The sequence below is a fragment of the Curtobacterium sp. MCBA15_004 genome (assembly GCF_001865055.2).
Lineage (GTDB): Bacteria > Actinomycetota > Actinomycetes > Actinomycetales > Microbacteriaceae > Curtobacterium.
On record NZ_CP126266.1, the window covers coordinates 2,038,376 to 2,058,310 of the forward strand.

Annotated in this window: 18 protein-coding genes; 3 read left to right on the forward strand and 15 right to left on the reverse strand. The window is 71.8% G+C overall.

Annotated features, from left to right (window positions below; translation table 11 throughout):
- Positions 1 to 126 precede the first annotated feature (126 nt).
- On the reverse strand, positions 127 to 1,506 hold the full coding sequence (locus QOL16_RS09560; protein ID WP_083394162.1) for a replication-associated recombination protein A: 1,380 nt from the start codon (positions 1,504 to 1,506) through the stop codon (positions 127 to 129).
- Between the two features lie 130 nt (positions 1,507 to 1,636).
- Between QOL16_RS09560 and QOL16_RS09565 the strand changes: the two genes are divergently transcribed.
- Positions 1,637 to 2,446, forward strand: coding sequence for a peptidylprolyl isomerase (locus QOL16_RS09565; RefSeq protein ID WP_065959185.1), 810 nt, complete (start codon positions 1,637 to 1,639; stop codon positions 2,444 to 2,446).
- A 112-nt stretch (positions 2,447 to 2,558) separates the two neighbouring features.
- A complete protein-coding gene (locus QOL16_RS09570; RefSeq protein ID WP_171898685.1) occupies positions 2,559 to 3,791 on the forward strand; it encodes a DUF349 domain-containing protein in 1,233 nt (410 codons plus the stop codon).
- 130 nt (positions 3,792 to 3,921) lie between these two features.
- Here the strand turns inward: QOL16_RS09570 and QOL16_RS09575 are convergent, their stop codons facing one another.
- From QOL16_RS09575 to QOL16_RS09595, 5 genes are all read right to left on the reverse strand, one after another.
- A complete protein-coding gene (locus tag QOL16_RS09575; RefSeq protein WP_071282626.1) occupies positions 3,922 to 4,884 on the reverse strand; it encodes a bifunctional riboflavin kinase/FAD synthetase in 963 nt (320 codons plus the stop codon).
- Positions 4,885 to 4,892: 8 nt separating this feature from the next.
- Positions 4,893 to 5,336 carry a hypothetical protein gene (locus QOL16_RS09580; RefSeq protein WP_071282628.1) on the reverse strand — a complete coding sequence of 148 codons (444 nt, stop codon included), beginning with the start codon at positions 5,334 to 5,336 and terminating at the stop codon, positions 4,893 to 4,895.
- Positions 5,337 to 5,431: 95 nt separating this feature from the next.
- A complete protein-coding gene (locus QOL16_RS09585; RefSeq protein ID WP_071282630.1) occupies positions 5,432 to 5,797 on the reverse strand; it encodes a hypothetical protein in 366 nt (121 codons plus the stop codon).
- The gene (truB, locus tag QOL16_RS09590; RefSeq protein WP_065959193.1) at positions 5,794 to 6,759 is read right to left on the reverse strand and encodes a tRNA pseudouridine(55) synthase TruB; all 966 of its coding nucleotides are present in this window, start codon (positions 6,757 to 6,759) and stop codon (positions 5,794 to 5,796) included. The genes QOL16_RS09585 and truB overlap by 4 nt, the downstream gene beginning before the upstream one ends.
- Positions 6,760 to 6,808: 49 nt before the next feature.
- Complete coding sequence (locus QOL16_RS09595; protein WP_071282632.1) at positions 6,809 to 7,255, reverse strand: hypothetical protein; 447 nt, start codon at positions 7,253 to 7,255, stop codon at positions 6,809 to 6,811.
- 106 nt (positions 7,256 to 7,361) lie between these two features.
- Here QOL16_RS09595 and QOL16_RS09600 point away from each other — a divergent pair, with 106 nt between their 5' ends.
- Positions 7,362 to 8,240, forward strand: a complete 879-nt coding sequence (locus QOL16_RS09600; protein WP_071282665.1) for an A/G-specific adenine glycosylase — start codon at positions 7,362 to 7,364, stop codon at positions 8,238 to 8,240.
- Positions 8,241 to 8,243: 3 nt separating this feature from the next.
- Here the strand turns inward: QOL16_RS09600 and rbfA are convergent, their stop codons facing one another.
- The 9 genes from rbfA to QOL16_RS09645 form a co-directional block, all read right to left on the reverse strand.
- Positions 8,244 to 8,693 carry a 30S ribosome-binding factor RbfA gene (gene rbfA / locus QOL16_RS09605; RefSeq protein WP_065959197.1) on the reverse strand — a complete coding sequence of 150 codons (450 nt, stop codon included), beginning with the start codon at positions 8,691 to 8,693 and terminating at the stop codon, positions 8,244 to 8,246.
- 134 nt (positions 8,694 to 8,827) lie between these two features.
- Complete coding sequence (gene infB / locus QOL16_RS09610) at positions 8,828 to 11,680, reverse strand: translation initiation factor IF-2 (RefSeq protein WP_065959198.1); 2,853 nt, start codon at positions 11,678 to 11,680, stop codon at positions 8,828 to 8,830.
- Positions 11,681 to 11,755: 75 nt separating this feature from the next.
- A complete protein-coding gene (locus QOL16_RS09615) occupies positions 11,756 to 12,169 on the reverse strand; it encodes a YlxR family protein (RefSeq protein ID WP_366556874.1) in 414 nt (137 codons plus the stop codon).
- A gap of 11 nt (positions 12,170 to 12,180) precedes the next feature.
- Positions 12,181 to 13,176 (reverse strand): transcription termination factor NusA, encoded by a 996-nt coding sequence (gene nusA, locus QOL16_RS09620; RefSeq protein ID WP_065959200.1) that lies wholly within the window; start codon positions 13,174 to 13,176, stop codon positions 12,181 to 12,183.
- A gap of 232 nt (positions 13,177 to 13,408) precedes the next feature.
- On the reverse strand, positions 13,409 to 15,166 hold the full coding sequence (locus tag QOL16_RS09625; protein ID WP_071282634.1) for a proline--tRNA ligase: 1,758 nt from the start codon (positions 15,164 to 15,166) through the stop codon (positions 13,409 to 13,411).
- A 21-nt stretch (positions 15,167 to 15,187) separates the two neighbouring features.
- A complete protein-coding gene (ispG, locus tag QOL16_RS09630) occupies positions 15,188 to 16,321 on the reverse strand; it encodes a flavodoxin-dependent (E)-4-hydroxy-3-methylbut-2-enyl-diphosphate synthase (RefSeq protein WP_071247348.1) in 1,134 nt (377 codons plus the stop codon).
- 50 nt (positions 16,322 to 16,371) lie between these two features.
- Positions 16,372 to 16,998 carry a cysteine hydrolase family protein gene (locus QOL16_RS09635; protein ID WP_083393983.1) on the reverse strand — a complete coding sequence of 209 codons (627 nt, stop codon included), beginning with the start codon at positions 16,996 to 16,998 and terminating at the stop codon, positions 16,372 to 16,374.
- The gene (locus QOL16_RS09640; protein ID WP_071247316.1) at positions 16,995 to 18,440 is read right to left on the reverse strand and encodes a cytosine permease; all 1,446 of its coding nucleotides are present in this window, start codon (positions 18,438 to 18,440) and stop codon (positions 16,995 to 16,997) included. Before QOL16_RS09640 ends, QOL16_RS09635 begins: the two co-directional genes overlap by 4 nt.
- A 94-nt stretch (positions 18,441 to 18,534) precedes the next feature.
- Entirely contained in the window at positions 18,535 to 19,869 is a 1,335-nt protein-coding gene (locus QOL16_RS09645) for an RIP metalloprotease (protein WP_175473036.1), read from the reverse strand.
- Positions 19,870 to 19,935: the final 66 nt, after the last annotated feature.

Below are 19,935 nucleotides of genomic sequence, written 5' to 3' on the forward strand. Positions count from 1 at the left end.
GTCCGCGTGGCACCGGAGACCGGTGGACACTCTGTCCTCGACGCAGCCGCACGCGAGGACCGGGACGTGGGCTCGACAACGATAGCAGCAACCGCGGCCCGGCGCAGGACGCCGGTGTCGGCGTGGCTACTCGCCGCGGGTGATCTTCCGGAGCCGCTCGAGCCGCGGGCCGAGTTCTCGCTCGAAGCCGTTGCCGGTGGGCGTGTAGTACTCGGTGCCGTCGAGCGCGTCGGGCAGGTACTGCTGCTGCGCCACACCGTGCTCGGCGTCGTGCGAGTAGACGTAGCCCTTGCCGTGCCCGAGGCGCTTCGCCCCCGGGTAGTGCGCGTCACGCAGGTGCGGCGGCACGACCCCCATGCGACCGGCCTTGACGTCGGCCACCGCGGCGTTCACCCCGTTGTACGCGGCGTTCGACTTCGGCGCGGTCGCCAGGTAGACGACCGCCTCGGCCAGGGGGATGCGCCCCTCGGGCATGCCGATGAGCTGCACCGCCTGCGCGGCGGCGACCGCGATCGGCAGCGCCTGCGGGTCCGCCATGCCGATGTCCTCGGACGCCGAGATGATGATGCGACGAGCGATGAAGCGCGGGTCCTCCCCCGCCTCGATCATGCGGGCCAGGTAGTGCAGCGCGGCGTCGACGTCGCTCCCCCGCACCGACTTGATGAACGCGCTGATGACGTCGTAGTGCTCGTCGCCCTGTCGGTCGTAGCGCAGCAGGGCACGGTCGACCGCGGCGGCGACCGTGTCGGCGTCCACCAGCGGCACGGTGTCGACCCCGTCGAGGGCGGGGCCGTCCGCGTCGTCGTCCTCGTGCAGCGACGTGGCCGAGGCCGCCGCGGCCTCGAGCGCGGTGAGGGCGCGGCGGGCGTCGCCGGACGAGAGCCGCACGATGGCCGCCCGGGCGTCGTCGCCGAGCACGACCGAACCGCCGAGGCCGCGTGGGTCCTCGACGGCACGGTCGACGAGCATGCCGAGGTCCTCGTCGGTGAGCGGCTTGAGCGTGAGCAGGAGCGACCGGGAGAGCAGCGGCGAGATCACCGAGAACGACGGGTTCTCGGTCGTCGCTGCGATGAGGATGACCCACCCGTTCTCGACCCCGGGGAGCAGCGCGTCCTGCTGGGCCTTGCTGAAGCGGTGGATCTCGTCGAGGAACAGGACCGTCGTCGACCCGTACAGGTCGCGGTGGGTCAGGGCCTTCTCCATGACCTCGCGCACGTCCTTGACGCCCGCGGTCACCGCCGAGAGCTCGACGAACTCGCGCCCGGACTGCCGGGCGATCGCCTGCGCCAGGGTCGTCTTGCCGGTGCCGGGAGGACCCCACAGGATCACCGAGACCCCACCGGGGTTCTCACGGGTGCCGGACGCGAGCTGCACGAGCGGGCTGCCGCGTCCGAGCAGGTGCTGCTGCCCGGCCACCTCGTCGAGGCTGGTCGGGCGCATCCGCACCGCGAGCGGGACGGACCCCTGTGCCAGGCCCGCACGCCCACCCGTGGTGGGCGCACGCATCCCCGATCGATCCGCTGCCATGCAGACGATCGTAGGCCGACCCACCGACGGGGGGCGCGCCTCCAGGCCGGGCGCACCGCGCCGTCCGCTACGCTCGTCGGCACACTCGACGAGAGGTCCGACCAGCACCGTGGCACCGAAGAACCAGTCGCGCGACAACCGCGAGGCGCGCGAGCGGCTCCGTCTGTACCAGGCCCGTCAGGGCCTCCACGAGCGGCAGCGACGCCGGCGTGTCCGGGACGACACGGTCGGGATCGTGGTCCTGGTGCTCGTCGCCGCGCTCGCGACCGGGTCGCAGCTCGCCTTCGCCGGCACGCACCGATCGGCCGGAGCGGACGCGAGTGCGTCGGCCACCGCCACGCCGACACCGTCCGCGAGCGCGGCCGGCAACACCGGCGACGTCCCGAGCAAGCGCATCGCGAAGGGCGCCACCTGGACCGGCACGCTGACGCTGAACAAGACCGTCGACCTCGGCATCGAGCTCGACGGTGCGGCGGCCCCGCAGGCGGCGAGCGTCGAGATCGACCTCATCCGCAAGCAGTTCTACACGGGGACGACCTGCCACCGGTTGGCCGACGGCGCCGACCTCCGCTTCCTGCAGTGCGGGTCGGCGAACGGCGACGGCACCGGTGACGCCGGGTTCCAGTACGGCCCGCTCGAGAACGTCCCGGCCGACGGGAAGTACGCGACCGGCGACATCGCGATCGCCCGCGGGGCCTCGCCGTACTCGCAGTCCACGCAGTTCTTCATCGTCTACGGCGACACCACGCTCGACGGCTCCACCGGCGGCTACACGGTCGTCGGCAAGGTCACGAGCGGTCTCGACGCGCTCGAGTCGACGATCACGTCGAAGGGCGTCCAGGACCCCGGGGCGGACGGCACGGGGAAGCCGAAGGTCGCCACCACGATCACCGGTGCGACCATCCGCGAGGAGCAGTAGTCCACAGGTCCCCGTCACGGCGGGCCGCTGGGGCCGTCCGTGCAATAGGCTGACGACCTGACCGTGCCGACGGTGACGTCGGCGATGCACTACCACGATCGAGGCGAGACCTGTGGGACCTGACGAAGCAACGACCTGGGGCCGGGTCGACGAGAACGGGACGGTGTACGTCCGGTACGAGGACACCGAGAAGGCGGTCGGTGAGTACCCGGACGCCACCCCGGACGAAGCGCTCGCGTACTTCGCGCGCAAGTACGCCGACCTCGAGGGCCAGGTGAAGATCGCCGAGCAGCGCGCCAAGGGCGGTGCCTCGGCGAACGACGTCTCGCGGAGCGTCGAGCACCTGCGCGCCCAGGTGGCCGAGGCCCGGGTCGTCGGCGACCTGAAGTCGCTCGAGACCCGCGTCGCGGCGCTGTCCGAGCAGGTCGGCTCCCTGACCGCGGAGCAGGCTGCCCAGGCGCAGCAGGCCCTCACCGAAGCCCTCGCGCACCGCACCGCACTGGTCGAGGAGGCCGAGGCGCTGGCCGCGGTCGACCCCGCCCGTGCGCAGTGGAAGCAGATCACGGCGCAGCTCGACGACGTCTTCGCACGCTGGCAGCAGCACCAGCACGACGGCCCGCGTCTGCCCAAGAACGAGGCGAACGAGCTGTGGAAGCGTTTCCGTGCCGCCCGCTCGACCGTCGACCAGCACCGCCGTGCGTTCTACTCGGAGCTCGACGCGCAGCACCGTGACGCCCGCACTCGCAAGCAGGAGCTCGTCCAGCAGGCCGAGGCCCTCGCGTCGCGCGGTGCCGACGGGATCCCCGCCTACCGCGAGCTGCTCGACGACTGGAAGCGCGCCGGACGCGCCGGGAAGCGTCACGACGACGCGCTCTGGGCACGGTTCAAGGCCGCCGGCGACGTGCTGTTCGAGCAGCGCCACGCCGAGGTCGCGGTCGAGAACGAGGAGTTCTCCGCGAACCTGGTCGCCAAGCAGGCCCTCCTCACCGAGGCCGAGCCGCTCCTGCAGCAGACCGACCGGGTCGCCGCACGCCGGACCCTGACCGACATCCAGCGTCGCTGGGACGAGATCGGCAAGGTCCCCCGCGGTGACGTGCGCCGGATCGAGGACCGCCTCCGCGCCGTCGAGGACCACGTGCGGAGCCTCGAGGACCAGCACTGGAAGTCCTCCGACCCGGAGCGCAAGGCCCGCCAGACCGGCCTCGCCAGCCAGCTCGAGGACGCCATCGGCAAGCTCGAGGCCGAGCTCGCCGACGCGCGCGCGACCGGTGACGCCCGCAAGATCAAGGACGCGCAGGAAGCCCTGGACGCCCGCCGGATCTGGCTCGACGCACTGGGCGGCTGACACCACCCCGGACGACGCAGGAGGCCCCGTGACCGACCGGTCACGGGGCCTCCTGCGTTGCGGACCGCCTCCGGGAAGCTCAGACGGTCGGGAGCCTCAGTCCGTCGGGAGCCTCAGGCCGTCGGGAGCCTCAGACCGTCGACTGCATCCCGAGCAGGAGCCGGATGTCGAGGTCGTCCTGCCGCATCTGCGTCGCGAGCTCGTCCATCGACGAGAACGCCACCATCCCGCGGACGTACGCGACGAACAAGACCGAGATCGTCTCGTCGTACAGGTCGATGTCGACGTCGAGCAGGTGCGCCTCGATCTGCTTCGCCGGCACACCCTCGAACGTCGGGTTGTTGCCGACGGAGACGGCAGCCGGGTAGATCGTCCCGTCGTGGAGCACCCGCGCCGCGTACACCCCGTCGGCCGGGACGAAGCCCTCGCATGCCGGGTCGAGGTTCGCGGTCGGGTAGCCCATGAGCCGGCCGCGCTGGTTGCCGCGGACCACGGTGCTGCGGACCGCGTGCTCGCGCCCGAGCAGCCGTGCGGCCTCGGCGACCCGGCCGTCGGTGAGCAGCTCGCGGATCCAGGTCGAGGACACGCGTCGTTCGTCGGCGGCGCGGACGTCGTCGCGGAGGTCGACGTCGTCGATCAGCTCGACCCGGAAGCCGTGCCGCTCGCCGAGCTGCCGGAGCAGCGCGACGTCACCGGCACCGCGGGCACCGAAGCGGAAGTCGCTGCCGACGAAGACGAGCCGGGCGTGCAGTGTGTCGACGAGGACGTCCGACACGAACGCCTCGGGCTCGCGGGACTGCAGTCGGTCGTCGAAGTGCAGGAGCAGCGTGGCGTCCACACCGATCGACTCGAGCAGCTCGCGACGCTGCGCGGTGCTCGTGAGCGACGGCGGGACCCGCTGCGGGTCGATGACGCTCAGGGGGTGCCGGTCGAACGTCACGACGGTCGACACCAGGCCGTGCTCGCGGGCGGCGCGCTCGAGGTGTGCGATGACGGCACGGTGGCCGACGTGCACGCCGTCGAACTTGCCGATCGTGACGGCACTCGGGCCGAACCCCTGGGCGACGTCCGCGACGTCGTCGTAGAACTGCACGGCGCGCCCTACTCGCCGGCCGCCGGCACGGACGCCCGCGCGGGCTCGACCGCCGCGGCACGGTGGTGCTTGCGCAGCCACCACAGCCCGGCGATCGGCAGGACGAGCGGGGCGAAGACGTAGCCGAGCCCGTAGTAGGACCAGACGGTGTCGTCGGGGAACAGCTGGCGGTCGACGAGCGAGAGCGTGCCGACGACGAGCACGCCGGCCATCTCGAAGCCGATCGTCACGCAGGCGACGCGGTACCAGGCCCGGCCGGGTGCGATCAGCGCGATCATCGCGACGATGTAGACGACCGCGGCGAGGGCGCTGAGCGTGTAGGCGACGGGAGCGTGGGAGAACTTCTCGATGATCTGCACCACGCTGCGACCGGTCGCGGCGAGGGCGAGGATGCCGTAGACGGCGATGAGGACGCGCCCGACACCGGTCGCGAGGGAGGATCTGGTCGCCATTGCACCGAGTCTACCGACGCCCGGGGACAGCCGACGACGGACGCCCGCCGACGCCCCACAGCGGGCCCGACGGTGGGGCCGGTCCGCGGTCCGCCTCAGTTCAGGGCGAACCAGATCTGGTACATCCGGTAGACCATCACGGCGACCGTGAACGCCCCCGCGCCGAGGACGACCGTGCTCCACCGCGTCCGGTCGATCAGTGCCCACACGATCGCGGCCGGCGGGACGAGCAGCACCGACACCGCGTAGACCCCGAACTCGAGTGCGTTGCCCTGCGGCGGCGCACCGGTCGCGGGGAGGACGAGCGAGACGACGCCCTGCGCGAGGAGCAGGAGCTCGACGAGCGCCAGCGCACCGACCGTGTAGTCGTCGGGCTTCCACCCCACGAACCCGACGACGACCGCGAACAGCCCCACGACGACGGCGAGGACGACCTGCACCCAGGTGAACCACTCGATCACGGGCGTGCCTCCGTCCCGCGGGCGGCGGAGGCCGGGGTCGGCGCCGGGAAGTTCGTGATGACGCGCAGGCGCCCACGGTGGACGGACACCAGTCCGACGAGCCGGTCGTCCTCGCGTGCGACCGCCGCGACCGGAGCCTCTGAATCGGGGTGCTCAGCGGCGACCCGCTTGCCGTCGGTCAGGTCCTTCGCCTCGGCGGCGTCGAGCGTGACGACCGGGAAGAGCCGTCGTGCGACGTCCGCAGGACGGGCGAGGGCCGCGGTGACGTCGACGGACTCGTCCTCGATGTCGACCGCGTCGGTCACCGCGAAGGGACCGACCGCCGTGCGCCGGAGCGCCGTGAGGTGGGCGCCGGTGCCGAGCGCGGCCCCGACGTCGCGTGCGAGGGCCCGGACGTAGGTGCCCGACGAGCAGTCGACCACGACGTCGAGGTCGACGACCGTGACGTCGGTGCCGTCGACCGTGACCGTGTGCTCCTCGCGTCCGGTCACCTCGAACCGCGAGACCGTCACGGTCCGTGCACGGAGGACGACCTCCTCGCCCTTCCGCGCCAGGTCGTAGGCGCGACGACCGTCCACCTTGATCGCACTGACGGTCGACGGGACCTGGTCGATGGTGCCGCGCTGCGCGGCGACGGCCCGTTCGACGGCGTCCGCCGAGACGTCGGCGTCCCGGACGCCCACGGCGGCGGTCGGTGTGCCGTCGGCGTCGTCCGAGTCGGTCGAGACGCCGAGGCGGATGGTCGCGGTGTAGGTCTTGCCGAGCCCGACGAGGTGCGTGAGGAGCCGCGTGGACGGTCCGGCCCCGAGGATGAGCAGACCCGTCGCCATCGGGTCGAGGGTGCCCGCGTGCCCGATCTTCTTCAGACCCAGCCGCCGCCGTGCGATCGAGACGACGCGGTGGCTGGAGATGCCCTGCGGTTTGTCGACGAGGAGGATGCCGTCAGGCGCGGATGCGAGCACCGGACGAGGCTACCAGCGGCCACGCCCGCCGCGACCCCGGTGCCGCCCGTCAGCAGGCGTCGTTCCACTCGCGGCGGGGGTGGTCCGGGTCGGTGACGTCGAGCACCGCCGAGGCCGCGATCTTGACGTCGGCCCGCCGCTCGAGCCGACCGGTCTCCTGCTCCGCCCACAGCGACCAGCGCCACAGACCGCGCGCGCCCGGTGCCAGCAGGCCGTGCCCGTGCACGACGAGCACGCCGTCCCCGGCCCCGGTCGTGCGGAACGGCGTCACGACGTCGGAGCGCAGCACGTCGACGTCGCTCGAGGGCGCCGCCGCCGCCATCGCGGACACCCCGTATCGTGCGAACCCGGCGACCAGCCCGGCGGCCACACGCTCGAGGTCGACGCCGTCCTGTCCGTCGACACCGACGACGGCGCGGTTGGTCCCGACCTGTGCGATCACCTCGCCCGCGATCTCGGCGTACGTGTCGGTCTCCTGCGGTGCCCAGCGTGCCATGTGCCCACCGTAGGCTGTCGTGGTGAACGCGCGCGGAGCCTCCCGTCCCCCTGTGGACAGCCCACCGGACGTCACCCGCTCACCTGTGGACGACCCGCCGGCCGCGATCCACCCCGACATCGCGACCCCGCTGGTCGCCTGGTTCCGCGCCGAGGCGCGGGACCTGCCCTGGCGCCGCCCCGGCTTCCCCGCGTGGGGCACGCTGGTGAGCGAGGTCATGCTGCAGCAGACGCAGGTCGCGCGCGTGGTCCCCCGGCTGGAGGCGTGGCTCACCCGGTGGCCGACTCCTGCGGACCTCGCGGCGTCGCCTCCGGCGGAGGCGGTGCGTGCCTGGGACCGGCTCGGCTACCCGAGACGCGCGCTCGCGCTGCACGCGGCGGCGACCGCGATCGCCGAGCAGCACGACAACGTCGTCCCGCGCGACGTCGACGCGCTGCTCGCGCTGCCGGGCATCGGCGACTACACGGCCCGGGCGGTCGCGGTGTTCGCGTACGGCGACCGGCACCCGGTGGTCGACGTCAACGTGCGACGCGTGCTCGCACGTGCCCTGCTCGGACAGGGCGAACCGGGGCCCGCGAAGGCGAAGCAGGACCTGCCGCTCATGGAGTCCGTGCTGCCCGCCGACCGGGACGCCGCCGCCGCGACCAACGCCGCCGTGATGGAGCTCGGCGCGCTCGTGTGCGTGGCCCGCTCCCCCGCCTGCGACGCCTGCCCGATCGCGGACCGCTGCGCGTGGCGTGCCGCCGGGTACCCGGAGCACGACGGCCCGCGGGCGCCGAAGCAGGCGAGGTTCGCCGGCAGCGACCGTCAGGTGCGCGGGCTGCTCATGGCCGAGCTGCGGTCGAGCGACGTCCCCGTGACCCGGTCGGAGATCGACCTGGTGTGGCCCGACGACGCACAGCGGGAGCGCGCCCTCGCCTCGCTCGTCCGCGACGGTCTGGCCGTCGGTGACGATGCGCGCGGGTACACGCTCCCGTCTGCGTGAGCACTAGGCCCGGTCGGTCTCGTCCTCGTCGTCGTCCTCGTCGTGCTTGTACGGGTCGGCGTCGCCGGCGTACTGCGCGCCGGCGGCCGCGGCCTTGACCTGCGCGTCGCGGACCTGCGCCTGCACGAGCAGGTCCTCCATGTGCGCGGAGGTCTCCGGCAGGGCGTCGGCGATGAACTCGAGCGACGGGGTCAGCCGCGCGGTGATGTTCTTGCCGACCTCCGAGCGGAGCATGCCGGTCGCCGCCTTGAGCGCCGCGGCGGAGTCGGCGCGCTCCTCGTCGGAGCCGTACACGGTGTAGAAGATCGAGGCGTGCTGCAGGTCGCCCGTCACCCGGACGTCCGTGATCGTCACGAATCCGAGGCGCGGGTCGCGCAGCCCCTTGTCGAGTCGTCGGGCGACGACTTCCTTGATGCGGTCCGCCATCTTGCGTGCGCGCTGCGGATCGGCCATGGGTGCCTCCTGGGGCAGTGGCGGGACGCGTCCCGCACGGTGTTCCTGGTTCGTGTCCCGGGGCGGATGGCCCCGGAACGGGGTCGGGCCCCGGCCTCCCGTGAAGGAGGCCGGGGCCCAGAGTAGTCACACGATCAGTCGCGCGGCTTCTCGACGAGCTCGGTGGTCTCGATCTCGTCACCGATCTGGATGTCGTTGTACTTGCCCAGACCGATACCGGCCTCGAAGTCCGTGCGGACCTCGGTGACGTCGTCCTTGAAGCGACGCAGCGACTCGATCGCGAGGCCGTCGGCGAGCACCACACCGTCACGGATGACGCGCGCCTTGGCGTTGCGCGTGATCGTGCCGGAGCGGACGATGACACCGGCGATGTTGCCGAACTTCGAGGAGCGGAACACCTCGCGGATCTCGGCGACACCCGACTGGACCTCTTCGTACTCGGGCTTGAGCATGCCCTTGAGGGACTGCTCGATGTCCTCGAGTGCGTTGTAGATGACCGAGTAGAAGCGCACGTCGATGCCCTCGCGGGCTGCACGCTCGCGGGCCTTGACGTCCGGACGGACGTTGAAGCCGACGACGATCGCGTTGTCGATCGTGGCCAGGTCGATGTCCGACTCCGTGATCGCACCGACGCCGCGGTGCAGGATCCGGAGCTGGACGCTGTCGTCGACCTCGATGTCCAGGAGCGACTGCTCGAGTGCCTCGACGGCACCGGAGACGTCACCCTTGATGATGAGGTTGAGCGAGTCCACCTTGCCCTCTTCGAGCGCACGGGTGAAGTCCTCGAGCGAGATGCGCTTGCGGGCCTTGGCCAGCTGGGCGTTGCGCTCGGCGGCTTCACGCTTCTCGGCGATCTGACGGGCCGTACGGTCCTCCTCGGTGACGAGGAACGTGTCACCGGCGCGGGGCACCGACGACAGACCCTGCACCTGGACCGGGCGGCTCGGCGTCGCGGCCTTGACCGGGTCGCCGTTCTCGTCCGTCATCGCACGGACGCGGCCGTAGGCCGTACCCGCGACGATCGCGTCGCCGACGTGCAGCGTTCCGGACTGGATGAGCACGGTCGCAACCGAACCACGACCCTTGTCGAGTCGCGCCTCGATCGCCACACCGCGGGCGTCCTTGTCGGGGTTCGCTCGCAGGTCGAGCCCGGCGTCGGCGGTGAGCAGCACGGCGTCCAGGAGGTCCTGGATGCCGACGTTGTTGCGCGCCGACACGTCGACGAACATGACGTCGCCGCCGTACTCCTCGGCCACCAGGTTGTACTCGGTGAGCTGCTGACGCACCTTGGCGGGGTTCGCACCCTCCTTGTCGATCTTGTTCACCGCGACCACGATCGGCACACCGGCCGACTGCGCGTGGTTCAGTGCCTCGATCGTCTGGGGCATGATTCCGTCGTCCGCCGCGACCACGAGGATCGCGATGTCCGTCACCTGCGCACCACGGGCACGCATGGCGGTGAACGCCTCGTGACCCGGGGTGTCGATGAAGGTGATCGGGCGCTCGATGCCCTCGTGCTCGGTCGTGATCTGGTACGCACCGATGTGCTGGGTGATGCCACCGGCCTCGCCCTCGACGACCTTCGAGTTGCGGATCGCGTCGAGGAGGCGGGTCTTGCCGTGGTCGACGTGACCCATGACGGTGACGACCGGCGGGCGCTGCTGCAGCACGTCGTCGTCCTCGTCCTCGAGCTCGGCATCGAGGTCGATGTCGAAGCCCTCGAGGAGCTCGCGGTCCTCGTCCTCGGGCGAGACGATCTGGATCTTGTAGCCCAGCTCCTCGCCGAGGACCTCGAACGTCGCCTCGTCGAGCGACTCCGTGGCGGTCGCCATCTCACCGAGGTGGAACAGCACCGTCACGAGGTTGCCGGGCATGGCGTCGATCTTGTCCGCGAAGTCCGAGATGCTCGCACCGCGACGCAGACGGACGACCGTGTTGCCGTCGCCACGAGGGACCTGCACACCGCCGAGCGACGGCGCCTGCCGCATCTCGTACTCGGCGCGCTTCGTCCGCTTCGACTTGCGGGCACGGCTCTTGCCGCCACCGCGACCGAACGCACCTGCGGTACCACCGCCGGGGCCACGACCACGGCCACCGCCACCGGCGGGACGCGGGCCGCTGAAGGCCGGACGCGGGAAGCCGCCACCGGCACCCGGTGCACCCGGACGACCGCCGGGGCCACCACGGCCGCCACCCTGGCCCGGGCGCTGCCCGAAGCCGTTGGGGCGGTTCGCCTGACCGGGGCCACCCGGACGCGGAGCACCCGGACGGGGCACGCCCGGACGCGGCGGGGCCGGACGCGGGATGCCGTTCCCACCACCGGCACCGGCAGCGGGACGCTGCCCCATGCCCTGGTTGGACGAGTACGGGTTGTTGCCCGGACGCGGCGGGCGCGAGCCCATGCCCTGGCTCGACGCGTACGGGTTGTTGCCGGGACGTGCGCCCGGCTTCGGGCCACCCGGCTTCGGGCCGGCGGCCGACCCGGGCTTCGGGGCGCCACCGGGCTTGACGGCGTCGCTCTTCGGCTCGCCGGAGTCGGCGGAGCCCTGCTCGGTCGACTGCTCGGCTGCTGCGGCCTTCTCGGCGGCAGCGGCCTTGCGGGCAGCCTCGGCCTCGGCCTGTCGCTGGGCGACCGACTTCGGCGCAGCGGGCACCGGAGCGTCCGAGGCGGGAGCCGGCGTCTGGGCCTCGGGCTCGGGCTCGGCGGCGGCCGGACGTGCCGGACCCGGGCGGGGACCGCCGGGCTTCGGCGCGCTCGACTTCGGCGCGGCGCTCTTGGCGGGCGCGCTCGTCGATGCGGACGCTGCCGGGGCGGACGCCGAGGCGCCAGCAGCCTGCAGCGCAGCACGGAGCTTGCGCGCGACGGGGGGTTCAACGCTGGAGCTCGGGCCCTTGACGAACTCGCCGAGTTCCTTGAGCTTCTCCATTGCGGTCTTGCTGTCGACACCGAGTTCGGATGCGATCTCGTGTACGCGTGGTTTCGCCACTGTTCTCCTTCACGGGTCCCACCCCGCGAAGGGGGCAGGACTCACTGGATGACGGGTCTCATTTCGAGCCGCTCATCAGTTGTCCATAAGCCGTTCAGCCTGTTCTGTCGTGTCCTCGTGTCCGTCCGACCGCGCAGCTGTGAGGCTGAGCAGATGGTCGAGCACTGCGGACGTGTCGGGTTCGCGATCCAGCCGGAGCGCCCGGCGGAAGGCCCGGCGCTTGACGGCCAGCTCGTAGGCATCGACGGTCGGGGTGAGCCACGCTCCCCTGCCCGGCATGACTGCCTTCGGATCCGCCACGACGCGACCGTCACGCAGGGCGACGACACGGAGGAGGGAGGATCGGGGAGCACGGCGACGACTGCCGATGCACGTTCTGACGGGTACCACCTTACTCCTTGCCTCGGACGACCGCGATCCGGCGCGCCCGATCCGGTCACGCCACGAGCGAAGACCGGCCGCCGACCGGGGGTCGGGCAGCCGGTCCACCGTGCTGGTCCCTAGTCCTCGCCGTCCAGGATGCTGTCCGGCTGGATGTCGATGCGGGCACCCGTGAGCTTCGCGGCGAGACGGGCGTTCTGCCCCTCCTTGCCGATCGCGAGCGACAGCTGGTAGTCCGGGACGAGCGCACGGACGGCCTTCGTCGAGGCGTCGAGCACGAAGGCACTGGTCACCTTGGCCGGCGACAACGCGCTCGCGACGAACGACGACAGGTCGGACGACCAGTCGACGATGTCGATCTTCTCGGCGCCGAGCTCGGTCGTGACGGCCCGCACGCGGGCACCGAGCTCACCGATGCAGGCACCCTTGGCGTTGACGCCCTGCTCGTTCGCCTTCACCGCGAGCTTGGTGCGGTGGCCGGCCTCGCGGGCGATCGAGGTGATCTCGACGACGCCGGACGCGATCTCCGGCACCTCGAGGGCGAACAGCTTGCGGACGAGACCGGGGTGGGTGCGCGACACGATGATCTGCGGACCCTTGGGGCCGCGACCGACGCTCGTCACGTACACGCGGATGCGCTGCCCGTGCTTGTACTCCTCGCCCGGGACCTGCTCCTCGGGCGGCAGGATCGCCTCGACCGTGCCGAGGTCGACGTGCACCATCTTCGGGTTCGGTCCCTGCTGGATGATGCCGGCGACGATGTCGCCCTCCTTGCCGCGGAACTGGCCGAGGATCTTGTCGTCACCGATGTCGCGGAGCCGCTGGTTGATGACCTGCTTCGCGGCGAAGGCGGCGATGCGCCCGAAGTCGCTGGGCTGGTCGACGGCCTCCCCGACGACGGTGCCCTCCTCGTCGCGCTCCGGCACGTAGACCGAGACCTCGCCGCTCTTGCGGTCGAGCTCGACGCGGGACTGCGCGTCCGCGGGCTCGCCGTTCTCGGCGGAGTGCTTCTGGTACGCCGTCAGGATGGCGGATTCGATGATCTGGACGAGTTCGTCGAACGGGATCTCCCGCTCGCGTTCCATGAGTCGCAGGACTGCGAGGTCGATCTTCACCGAGGTGCCTCCGTGTTCAGCTGAGTCGCCTCCGCGGGGTGGATCTGCGCGGAAGTCGGCGATCAGCGTACCCCAGTTCCGGACGGGAGGCCCGTGGCGGGCCCGCCACGGGCCTCCCGTCCGCCCCGCGGTCCGCGCCCACCCACGCAACGTGACGAGGGCGGCTGCCCGGCAGCGGGATCCCGCTGCGGGCAGCCGCCCTGGTCGCGTCGTCCGTGACCGGCGACGGGTGCTACTGGATCGCGCGGACCGCCTCGAGGAGGTCCGCGACCGGGACGTCGCGACGCTCGCCGGACCGGCGGTCCCAGAGCTCGACGACGCCGTCGGCGGCGTTCCGACCGGCGACGACCACGACGGGGACGCCGAGCAGCTCGGCGTCGCGGAGCTTCACGCCGGGCGACACCTTCGGACGGTCGTCGTACACGACGTCGTAGCGCTCGGCCTCGAGCGACGTGATGAGCGACGTCGCGAGGTCGTACGCCGTCTGGTCCTTGCCCGTGGCGACGACGTGGACGTCGAACGGGGCGACCTCCTTGGGCCAGGCCAGCCCCTTCTCGTCGTTGTGCGCCTCGGCCAGGATCGCCATGATGCGGGTCACGCCGATGCCGTACGAGCCCATCGTGACCGTCGCGAGCTTGCCGTTCTCGTCCTGCACCTTGAGGTCGAGCGCCTCGGCGTACTTGCGACCGAGTTGGAACACGTGGCCGATCTCCATGCCGCGCGCGGTCTCGAGCGGCCCGGAGCCGTCCGGGGCCGGGTCGCCGGCCCGGACGTCGGACACCTCGGCGACGCCGTCCGCGGTGAAGTCGCGGCCCATCACGAGGCCCGAGACGTGCACGCCGCGCTCGTTCGCACCCGTGATCCACGCGGTGCCGTCGACGACACGGGGGTCGACGAAGTACCGGATGCCGGAGGGGCTGTCCGCGCCGAGGACCTGCGGTCCGATGTAGCCCTTCACGAAGACGCCCGGGTGCTTCCGGAAGTCGTCGTCGCCGGCCGGCTCGACGTCCGCGGGCGCGAAGGCGACCTCGGCGCGCTTGAGGTCGACGTCGCGGTCACCGGGCAGGCCGACGACCACGACCTCGCGGGTGCCGTCGAGGTGTGTGAGGGCGAGCACGACGTTCTTGAGGGTGTCGGCCGCGGTCCACCCTGCCCCCTCGCGCGGCGCGACGGCGTTCGCGTGGGCGACGAGCGTGTCGATCGTCGGGGTGTCCGCGGACGGCAGCGTCACGGGCTCCGGCTGGCCCTCGATCGGCAGGGCGTCGGGCACCGGGGTGACGTACGCCTCGACGTTCGCCGCGTAGCCGCCGGCACTGCGGACGAAGGTGTCCTCGCCGACGCCGATGGGGTGCAGGAACTCCTCCGACTTCGAGCCGCCCATCGCACCGGCGTCCGCCTTGACGACGACGTACTCGAGGCCGAGACGGGTGAAGATGCGCTCGTACGCGTCGCGCATCACCTGGTAGCTGCGCTCGAGCCCCTCATCGGTGAGGTCGAACGAGTAGGCGTCCTTCATCGTGAACTCGCGGCCACGGAGCAGACCGGCACGGGGGCGGGCCTCGTCGCGGTACTTGTCCTGGATCTGGAACAGCGTCACCGGGAGGTCCTTGTACGAGCCGTACAGGTCCTTGACGAGGAGCGCGAACATCTCCTCGTGGGTCGGCGCGAGCAGGTGGTCCGCGCCCTTGCGGTCCTGCAGGCGGAACATGCCGTCGCCGTACTCGGTCCAGCGACCCGTGGCCTCGTACGGCTCGCGCGGCAGGAGCGCGGGGAGCAGGACCTCCTGCGCACCGGCGGCGATCATCTCGGCGCGGACGATCTCCTCGATGCGCCGCCGGACACGCAGCCCGAGCGGCAGCCAGGCGAAGACACCGGGCGACTGGCGACGGACGTACCCGGCGCGGACGAGCAGCTTGTGGCTCGTCACCTCGGCGTCGGAGGGGTCGTCGCGGAGCGTACGGAGGAACAGATGCGAGAGCCGTGTGACCACGGACGCAAGCCTAGCGGCGTGCTACGGCGCGGTGACGACCTGCACGGTGCCGGGAGCCGCGTCCGGCCCCATCTCGTCGGCGATGCGGTTCGCCTCGGCGATGAGCGTCTGCACGATCTCGCGCTCCGGCACGGTCTTGACGACCTCGCCCTTGACGAAGATCTGGCCCTTGCCGTTGCCCGACGCGACACCGAGGTCGGCCTCACGGGCCTCGCCCGGACCGTTCACGACGCAGCCCATGACGGCGACGCGCAGGGGCACGGTCATGCCCTCGAGCCCCTTGGTGACGTCGTTCGCGAGCTGGTAGACGTCGACCTGCGCACGGCCGCAGCTCGGGCAGGAGACGATCTCGAGCTTGCGCTCCCGCAGGTTCAGCGACTGCAGGATCTGCAGACCGACCTTGACCTCCTGCGCGGGCGGTGCCGACAGCGAGACGCGGATGGTGTCGCCGATGCCCTCGGCGAGCAGGATGCCGAACGCGGTCGCGCTCTTGATCGTGCCCTGGAACTCCGGGCCGGCCTCGGTCACGCCGAGGTGCAGCGGCCAGTCCCCCGCCGCGGCGAGCTGCCGGTAGGCCTTGACCATGACGATCGGGTCGTTGTGCTTGACCGAGATCTTGAAGTCGTGGAAGTCGTGCTCCTCGAACAGGCTCGCCTCCCACACCGCCGACTCGACGAGCGCCTCGGGCGTCGCCTTGCCGTACTTCTGCAGCAGACTCGGCTCGAGCGACCCCGCGTTCACGCCGATGCGGAGCGAGACGCCGGCGTCCTTGGCGGCACGGGCGATGGCGCCGACCTGGTCGTCGAACTTGCGGATGTTGCCGGGGTTCACGCGGACCGCGGCACAGCCGGCGTCGATCGCCTGGAAGACGTACTTCGGCTGGAAGTGGATGTCGGCGATGACCGGGATCTGCGACTTCTTCGCGATGATCGGCAGTGCGTCGGCGTCGTCCTGGCTCGGGACCGCCACCCGGACGATGTCGCAGCCCGAGGCGGTGAGCTCGGCGATCTGCTGCAGCGTCGCGTTGATGTTCGTCGTCGGGGTGGTCGTCATCGACTGCACCGACACCGGGGCGTCACCGCCCACGAGCACCTTGCCGACCCGGATCTGCCGGGACTTCCGGCGCGGGGCGAGGGTTTCGGGGACTTTCGGCAGACCGAGGTTCACTGCTGGCACGCGCGTCACTCTACGCGGTCCGGGTGACGTCACTCGCTGCCCGTCACCAGGTCCGTCCCGCGCTCGACGACGGTGATGAGCGGGGCGTAGAGCCGCATCGCGTCGAGGGCTCGTTCGTGGTCGGCGTCGGTCGCGCCGGCGCAGGCGTCGGCCACGACCGTCACCGTCGCGCCCGCGTCCGCGGCGGCCAGGGCGGTGCTGAGCACGCAGCAGTCGGTCGAGACGCCGGTGAGCACCAGGTGCGGGTGTTCGCCGACGACCGCGCGGAGGGCGCTCCCCCACTTGCCGAAGGTGGGTTCGGTGACGACGGGGAGCCGTCCGGCCGACGACCCCGGTGACGAGGCCGCTGCCGATGCCGCCGCTGCCACTGCCGCTGCCGCTGCCGCTGCGAACGGCTCGGTCAGCGCGTACAGCGGGTCGGTGTCCGGGACGAGCGCGAAGGACCAGTCGCGGTAGTACGGCACCCAGGCGCCGGCGGGCCGGGACGGGGCGACGAACCTGGTGACGACCGTGCGGCCGGCGAAGCGCGGCAGCAGCCGTTCCGTGCCGGCGGCCGCGTCGTCGTAGCGCGGCGCCGCCCACGGGCTGTCCCCGGTGAAGATCCGCTGCAGGTCGATCGCGACGAGCCAGGCGTCGTCCGGCACGGCGACGCTCACGCCCGCTCCTGCCGCCGGACCGTGCCGCGCGCGGTGAGCAGCGTGCCGACGAAGCCGACGACCAGGGCCACGAGGACGCCGAGGTTCGCGTACGCCCAGGCACCGTCGCGGCCGCCGAGGCCGAACGGGCCGAGCAGGTAGCCCTGCCAGTTGAGCCAGGCGGGCACACCGTACGTGTTCGTCACGAGCCCCCAACCGAGGACGGTGCCGAGCACCACGAGGCCGATCGCCGCCCACCGGACGTCGCCGTAGCGACCACGGCGGTCGTCGAGCTCGGTGTCGGCGTAGGCCCGACGGCGGAGCAGGACGTCGGCGACGAACACGCCCGCCCACGCGGCGACCGGGACACCGAGCGTGACGAGGAAGGCCTGGAACGGCGAGATGAAGTCGCGGGCGAAGAACACCACGTACACCGCGCCGGCGACCATGACGACGCCGTCGACCCCGGCCGCCACCGGCCGCGGGATGCGCACCCCGGCGCTGAGGAGCGCCAGACCCGACGAGTAGATGTCGAGCACGGCACCACCGACCAGCCCGAGGATCGCGACGAGGGCGAACGGGATGAGGAACCACACCGGCAGGATCGTCGTGAGCGCACCGATCGGGTCGGCGCCGATCGCGTCGTTCAGCCCCTTCGACGAGCCGGCGAGCAGGACCCCGACCACGACCAGCACCGCGGGGGCGAGGGCGCCGCCGAACGTCGTCCACCAGACCACTCCGCCGGTCGACGCCGTGCGCGGCAGGTACCGCGAGTAGTCGGCCGCCGCGTTGACCCAGCCGAGGCCGAAGCCGGTCATCACGAGCACGAGCGCACCGAGGACGTTCTGCGCGCTGCCCGCAGGCAGGGCCCCGAGGGTGCCGAGGTCGATCGAGGGCACCGCGAGCACGACGTAGACCACGGTCAGCACCGCGGTCACGACGGTGATCACGGTCTGCAGCCGCATGATGACGTCGAAGCCCGCGATGCCGGCCCCGACGACGAGCGCCGCCACCACCACCAGGGCGACGAGCTTCGTCAGGACGCCGTCGTCCCAGCCGAGCTCGCGGAACACCGTCGACGTGGCGAGCACGGCGAGCGAGGCCAGCGCGGTCTCCCACCCGACCGTCAACACCCAGCTGAGGAACGACGGCAGCCGGTTCCCGCGCACCCCGAAGGCCGCCCGGCTGAGCACCATGGTCGGTGCCGAACCGCGCTTGCCGGCGATCGCCACGATGCCGCACAGCAGGAACGAGAACGCCACGCCCACGACGGACACGACCGTCGCCTGCACGAGGGAGATCCCGAAGCCGAGGACGAACGAACCGTAGCTCAGGCCGAGGACCGAGACGTTCGCGGCGAACCACGGCCAGAACAGCCCCCGCGGTCGGCCCTTGCGGTCGGACTCGGCGATGACGTCGATGCCCTGGCGCTCGACGGCGCGGACCTCGGGGACTGTGCTCATGGGGCGAGCGTAGCGGCGGACGCGACGGGCAGCCGGCCGTCAGGCGCGTCCTGTGGACGCACCCCGACTGCCGGGGCCGTGTGGAGGAACCGGGTCAGCCGAACAGGTCGACCGGGCGGACGAGGTCGGCGTAGATGAGCAGCGCGCTCATCCCGGCGAGGAGCACGACGACGACCATCGTCAGCGGCATCGTCTTCGCGAGGTCGATCGCACCCGGGTCCGGCCTGCCGGCGAGCACGTAGGCCCGACGCTTCACCGCCTCCCACAGCGCCCCGGCGATGTGCCCGCCGTCGAGCGGCAGCAGCGGGACCATGTTGAGGACGAACAGACCGATGTTGAGCGACGCGAGCAGCCCGAGGATCGTGTACGCCTTGTCGACGACCGGCACCCCGCTCATCGAGGACACCTCGCCGATCGCGCGGCCGACGCCGACGACCGACACCGGGCTGTCCTGCGACCGCGCCTGCGAGCCGAACGCCGCGTTCCACACCGCGACGAGCCGCTGCGGCAGGTCGATGATGAGGTGCGCCGACGCCGCGATCTGCGCACCGGTCGCCGGGAGCACCGCCGCCGGGGACTGGCGGACGAGCGACTGCCCGATGCTGACGCCGACGACGCCGACCTCCTGCGTCCTCGTCGACCCGTCGGCCTGCTTCGCGACCGTGCCGTCCGCCTTCACCACGTCGCGCGTGGCGAGCTGCGGCGTGACCTCGAGGGTCTTCCGCTCGCCGTCGCGTTCGACCACGACCGTGACACGCTCGCCCGCGGACCGCTGGAAGACGTTCGAGACCTCGGCGATCGTCGGGTCCTGCCGCCCGTCCACCGCGAGCACGACGTCGCCGTCCCGGATGCCGGCCTGCTTCGCGGGCGACTCGGCGTCACCGGGCGTGCAGGCCGTGGCGCTGCTCGACGGGAGGACGCAGTCGACGCTCGACGTGAAGGTCGTCGTCGGGGCGCCGAACCCGCAGAGCAGCACGCCGAACAGCACGACACCGATGACGAGGTTCATCGCGGGGCCGGCGACCATGACGATGATGCGCTTCCACGGCGTCAGGCGGTAGAAGGCACGGGAGTCGTCGCCGCCGGAGTCGGCGATCTGGGCCGCACTCGCCTCGCGGGCGTCCTGCACGAACGCGCCGTACATGCCGGTGTTCGTGATCGCGCTCGGCTTGCCGGAGGCACGCGGCTTGAGCATGCCCACCATCGAGATGTACCCGCCGAGCAGGATCGGTCGGATCCCGTACTCGGTCTCACCGCGGCGGAAGGACCAGAGGGGCTTCCCGAAGCCGAGCGAGTACTGCGTGACCTTCACCCCGAAGAGCTTCGCGAAGGACAGGTGTCCGAGCTCGTGGAGTCCGATCGAGACCAGCAGGCCGACGATGAAGACGACCACGCCGAGGACGAAGAGGAGCACGGTTTCGACGGTCACCAGGAGAGGGTACGGGACCCTGGCCATGACGGAGCCGAGCGCACCCTGAGAGGTCTGCCGCGCCTC

Coding starts and splice junctions, on each gene's coding strand:
- QOL16_RS09560 (WP_083394162.1), bottom strand. CDS start 1,506: ATGCGTGCGCCCACCACGGGTGGGCGTGCGGGCCTGGCACAGGGGTCC.
- QOL16_RS09580 (WP_071282628.1), bottom strand. CDS start 5,336: ATGGCGACCAGATCCTCCCTCGCGACCGGTGTCGGGCGCGTCCTCATC.
- QOL16_RS09595 (WP_071282632.1), bottom strand. CDS start 7,255: ATGGCACGCTGGGCACCGCAGGAGACCGACACGTACGCCGAGATCGCG.
- rbfA (WP_065959197.1), bottom strand. CDS start 8,693: ATGGCCGATCCGCAGCGCGCACGCAAGATGGCGGACCGCATCAAGGAA.
- QOL16_RS09640 (WP_071247316.1), bottom strand. CDS start 18,440: ATGAGCACAGTCCCCGAGGTCCGCGCCGTCGAGCGCCAGGGCATCGAC.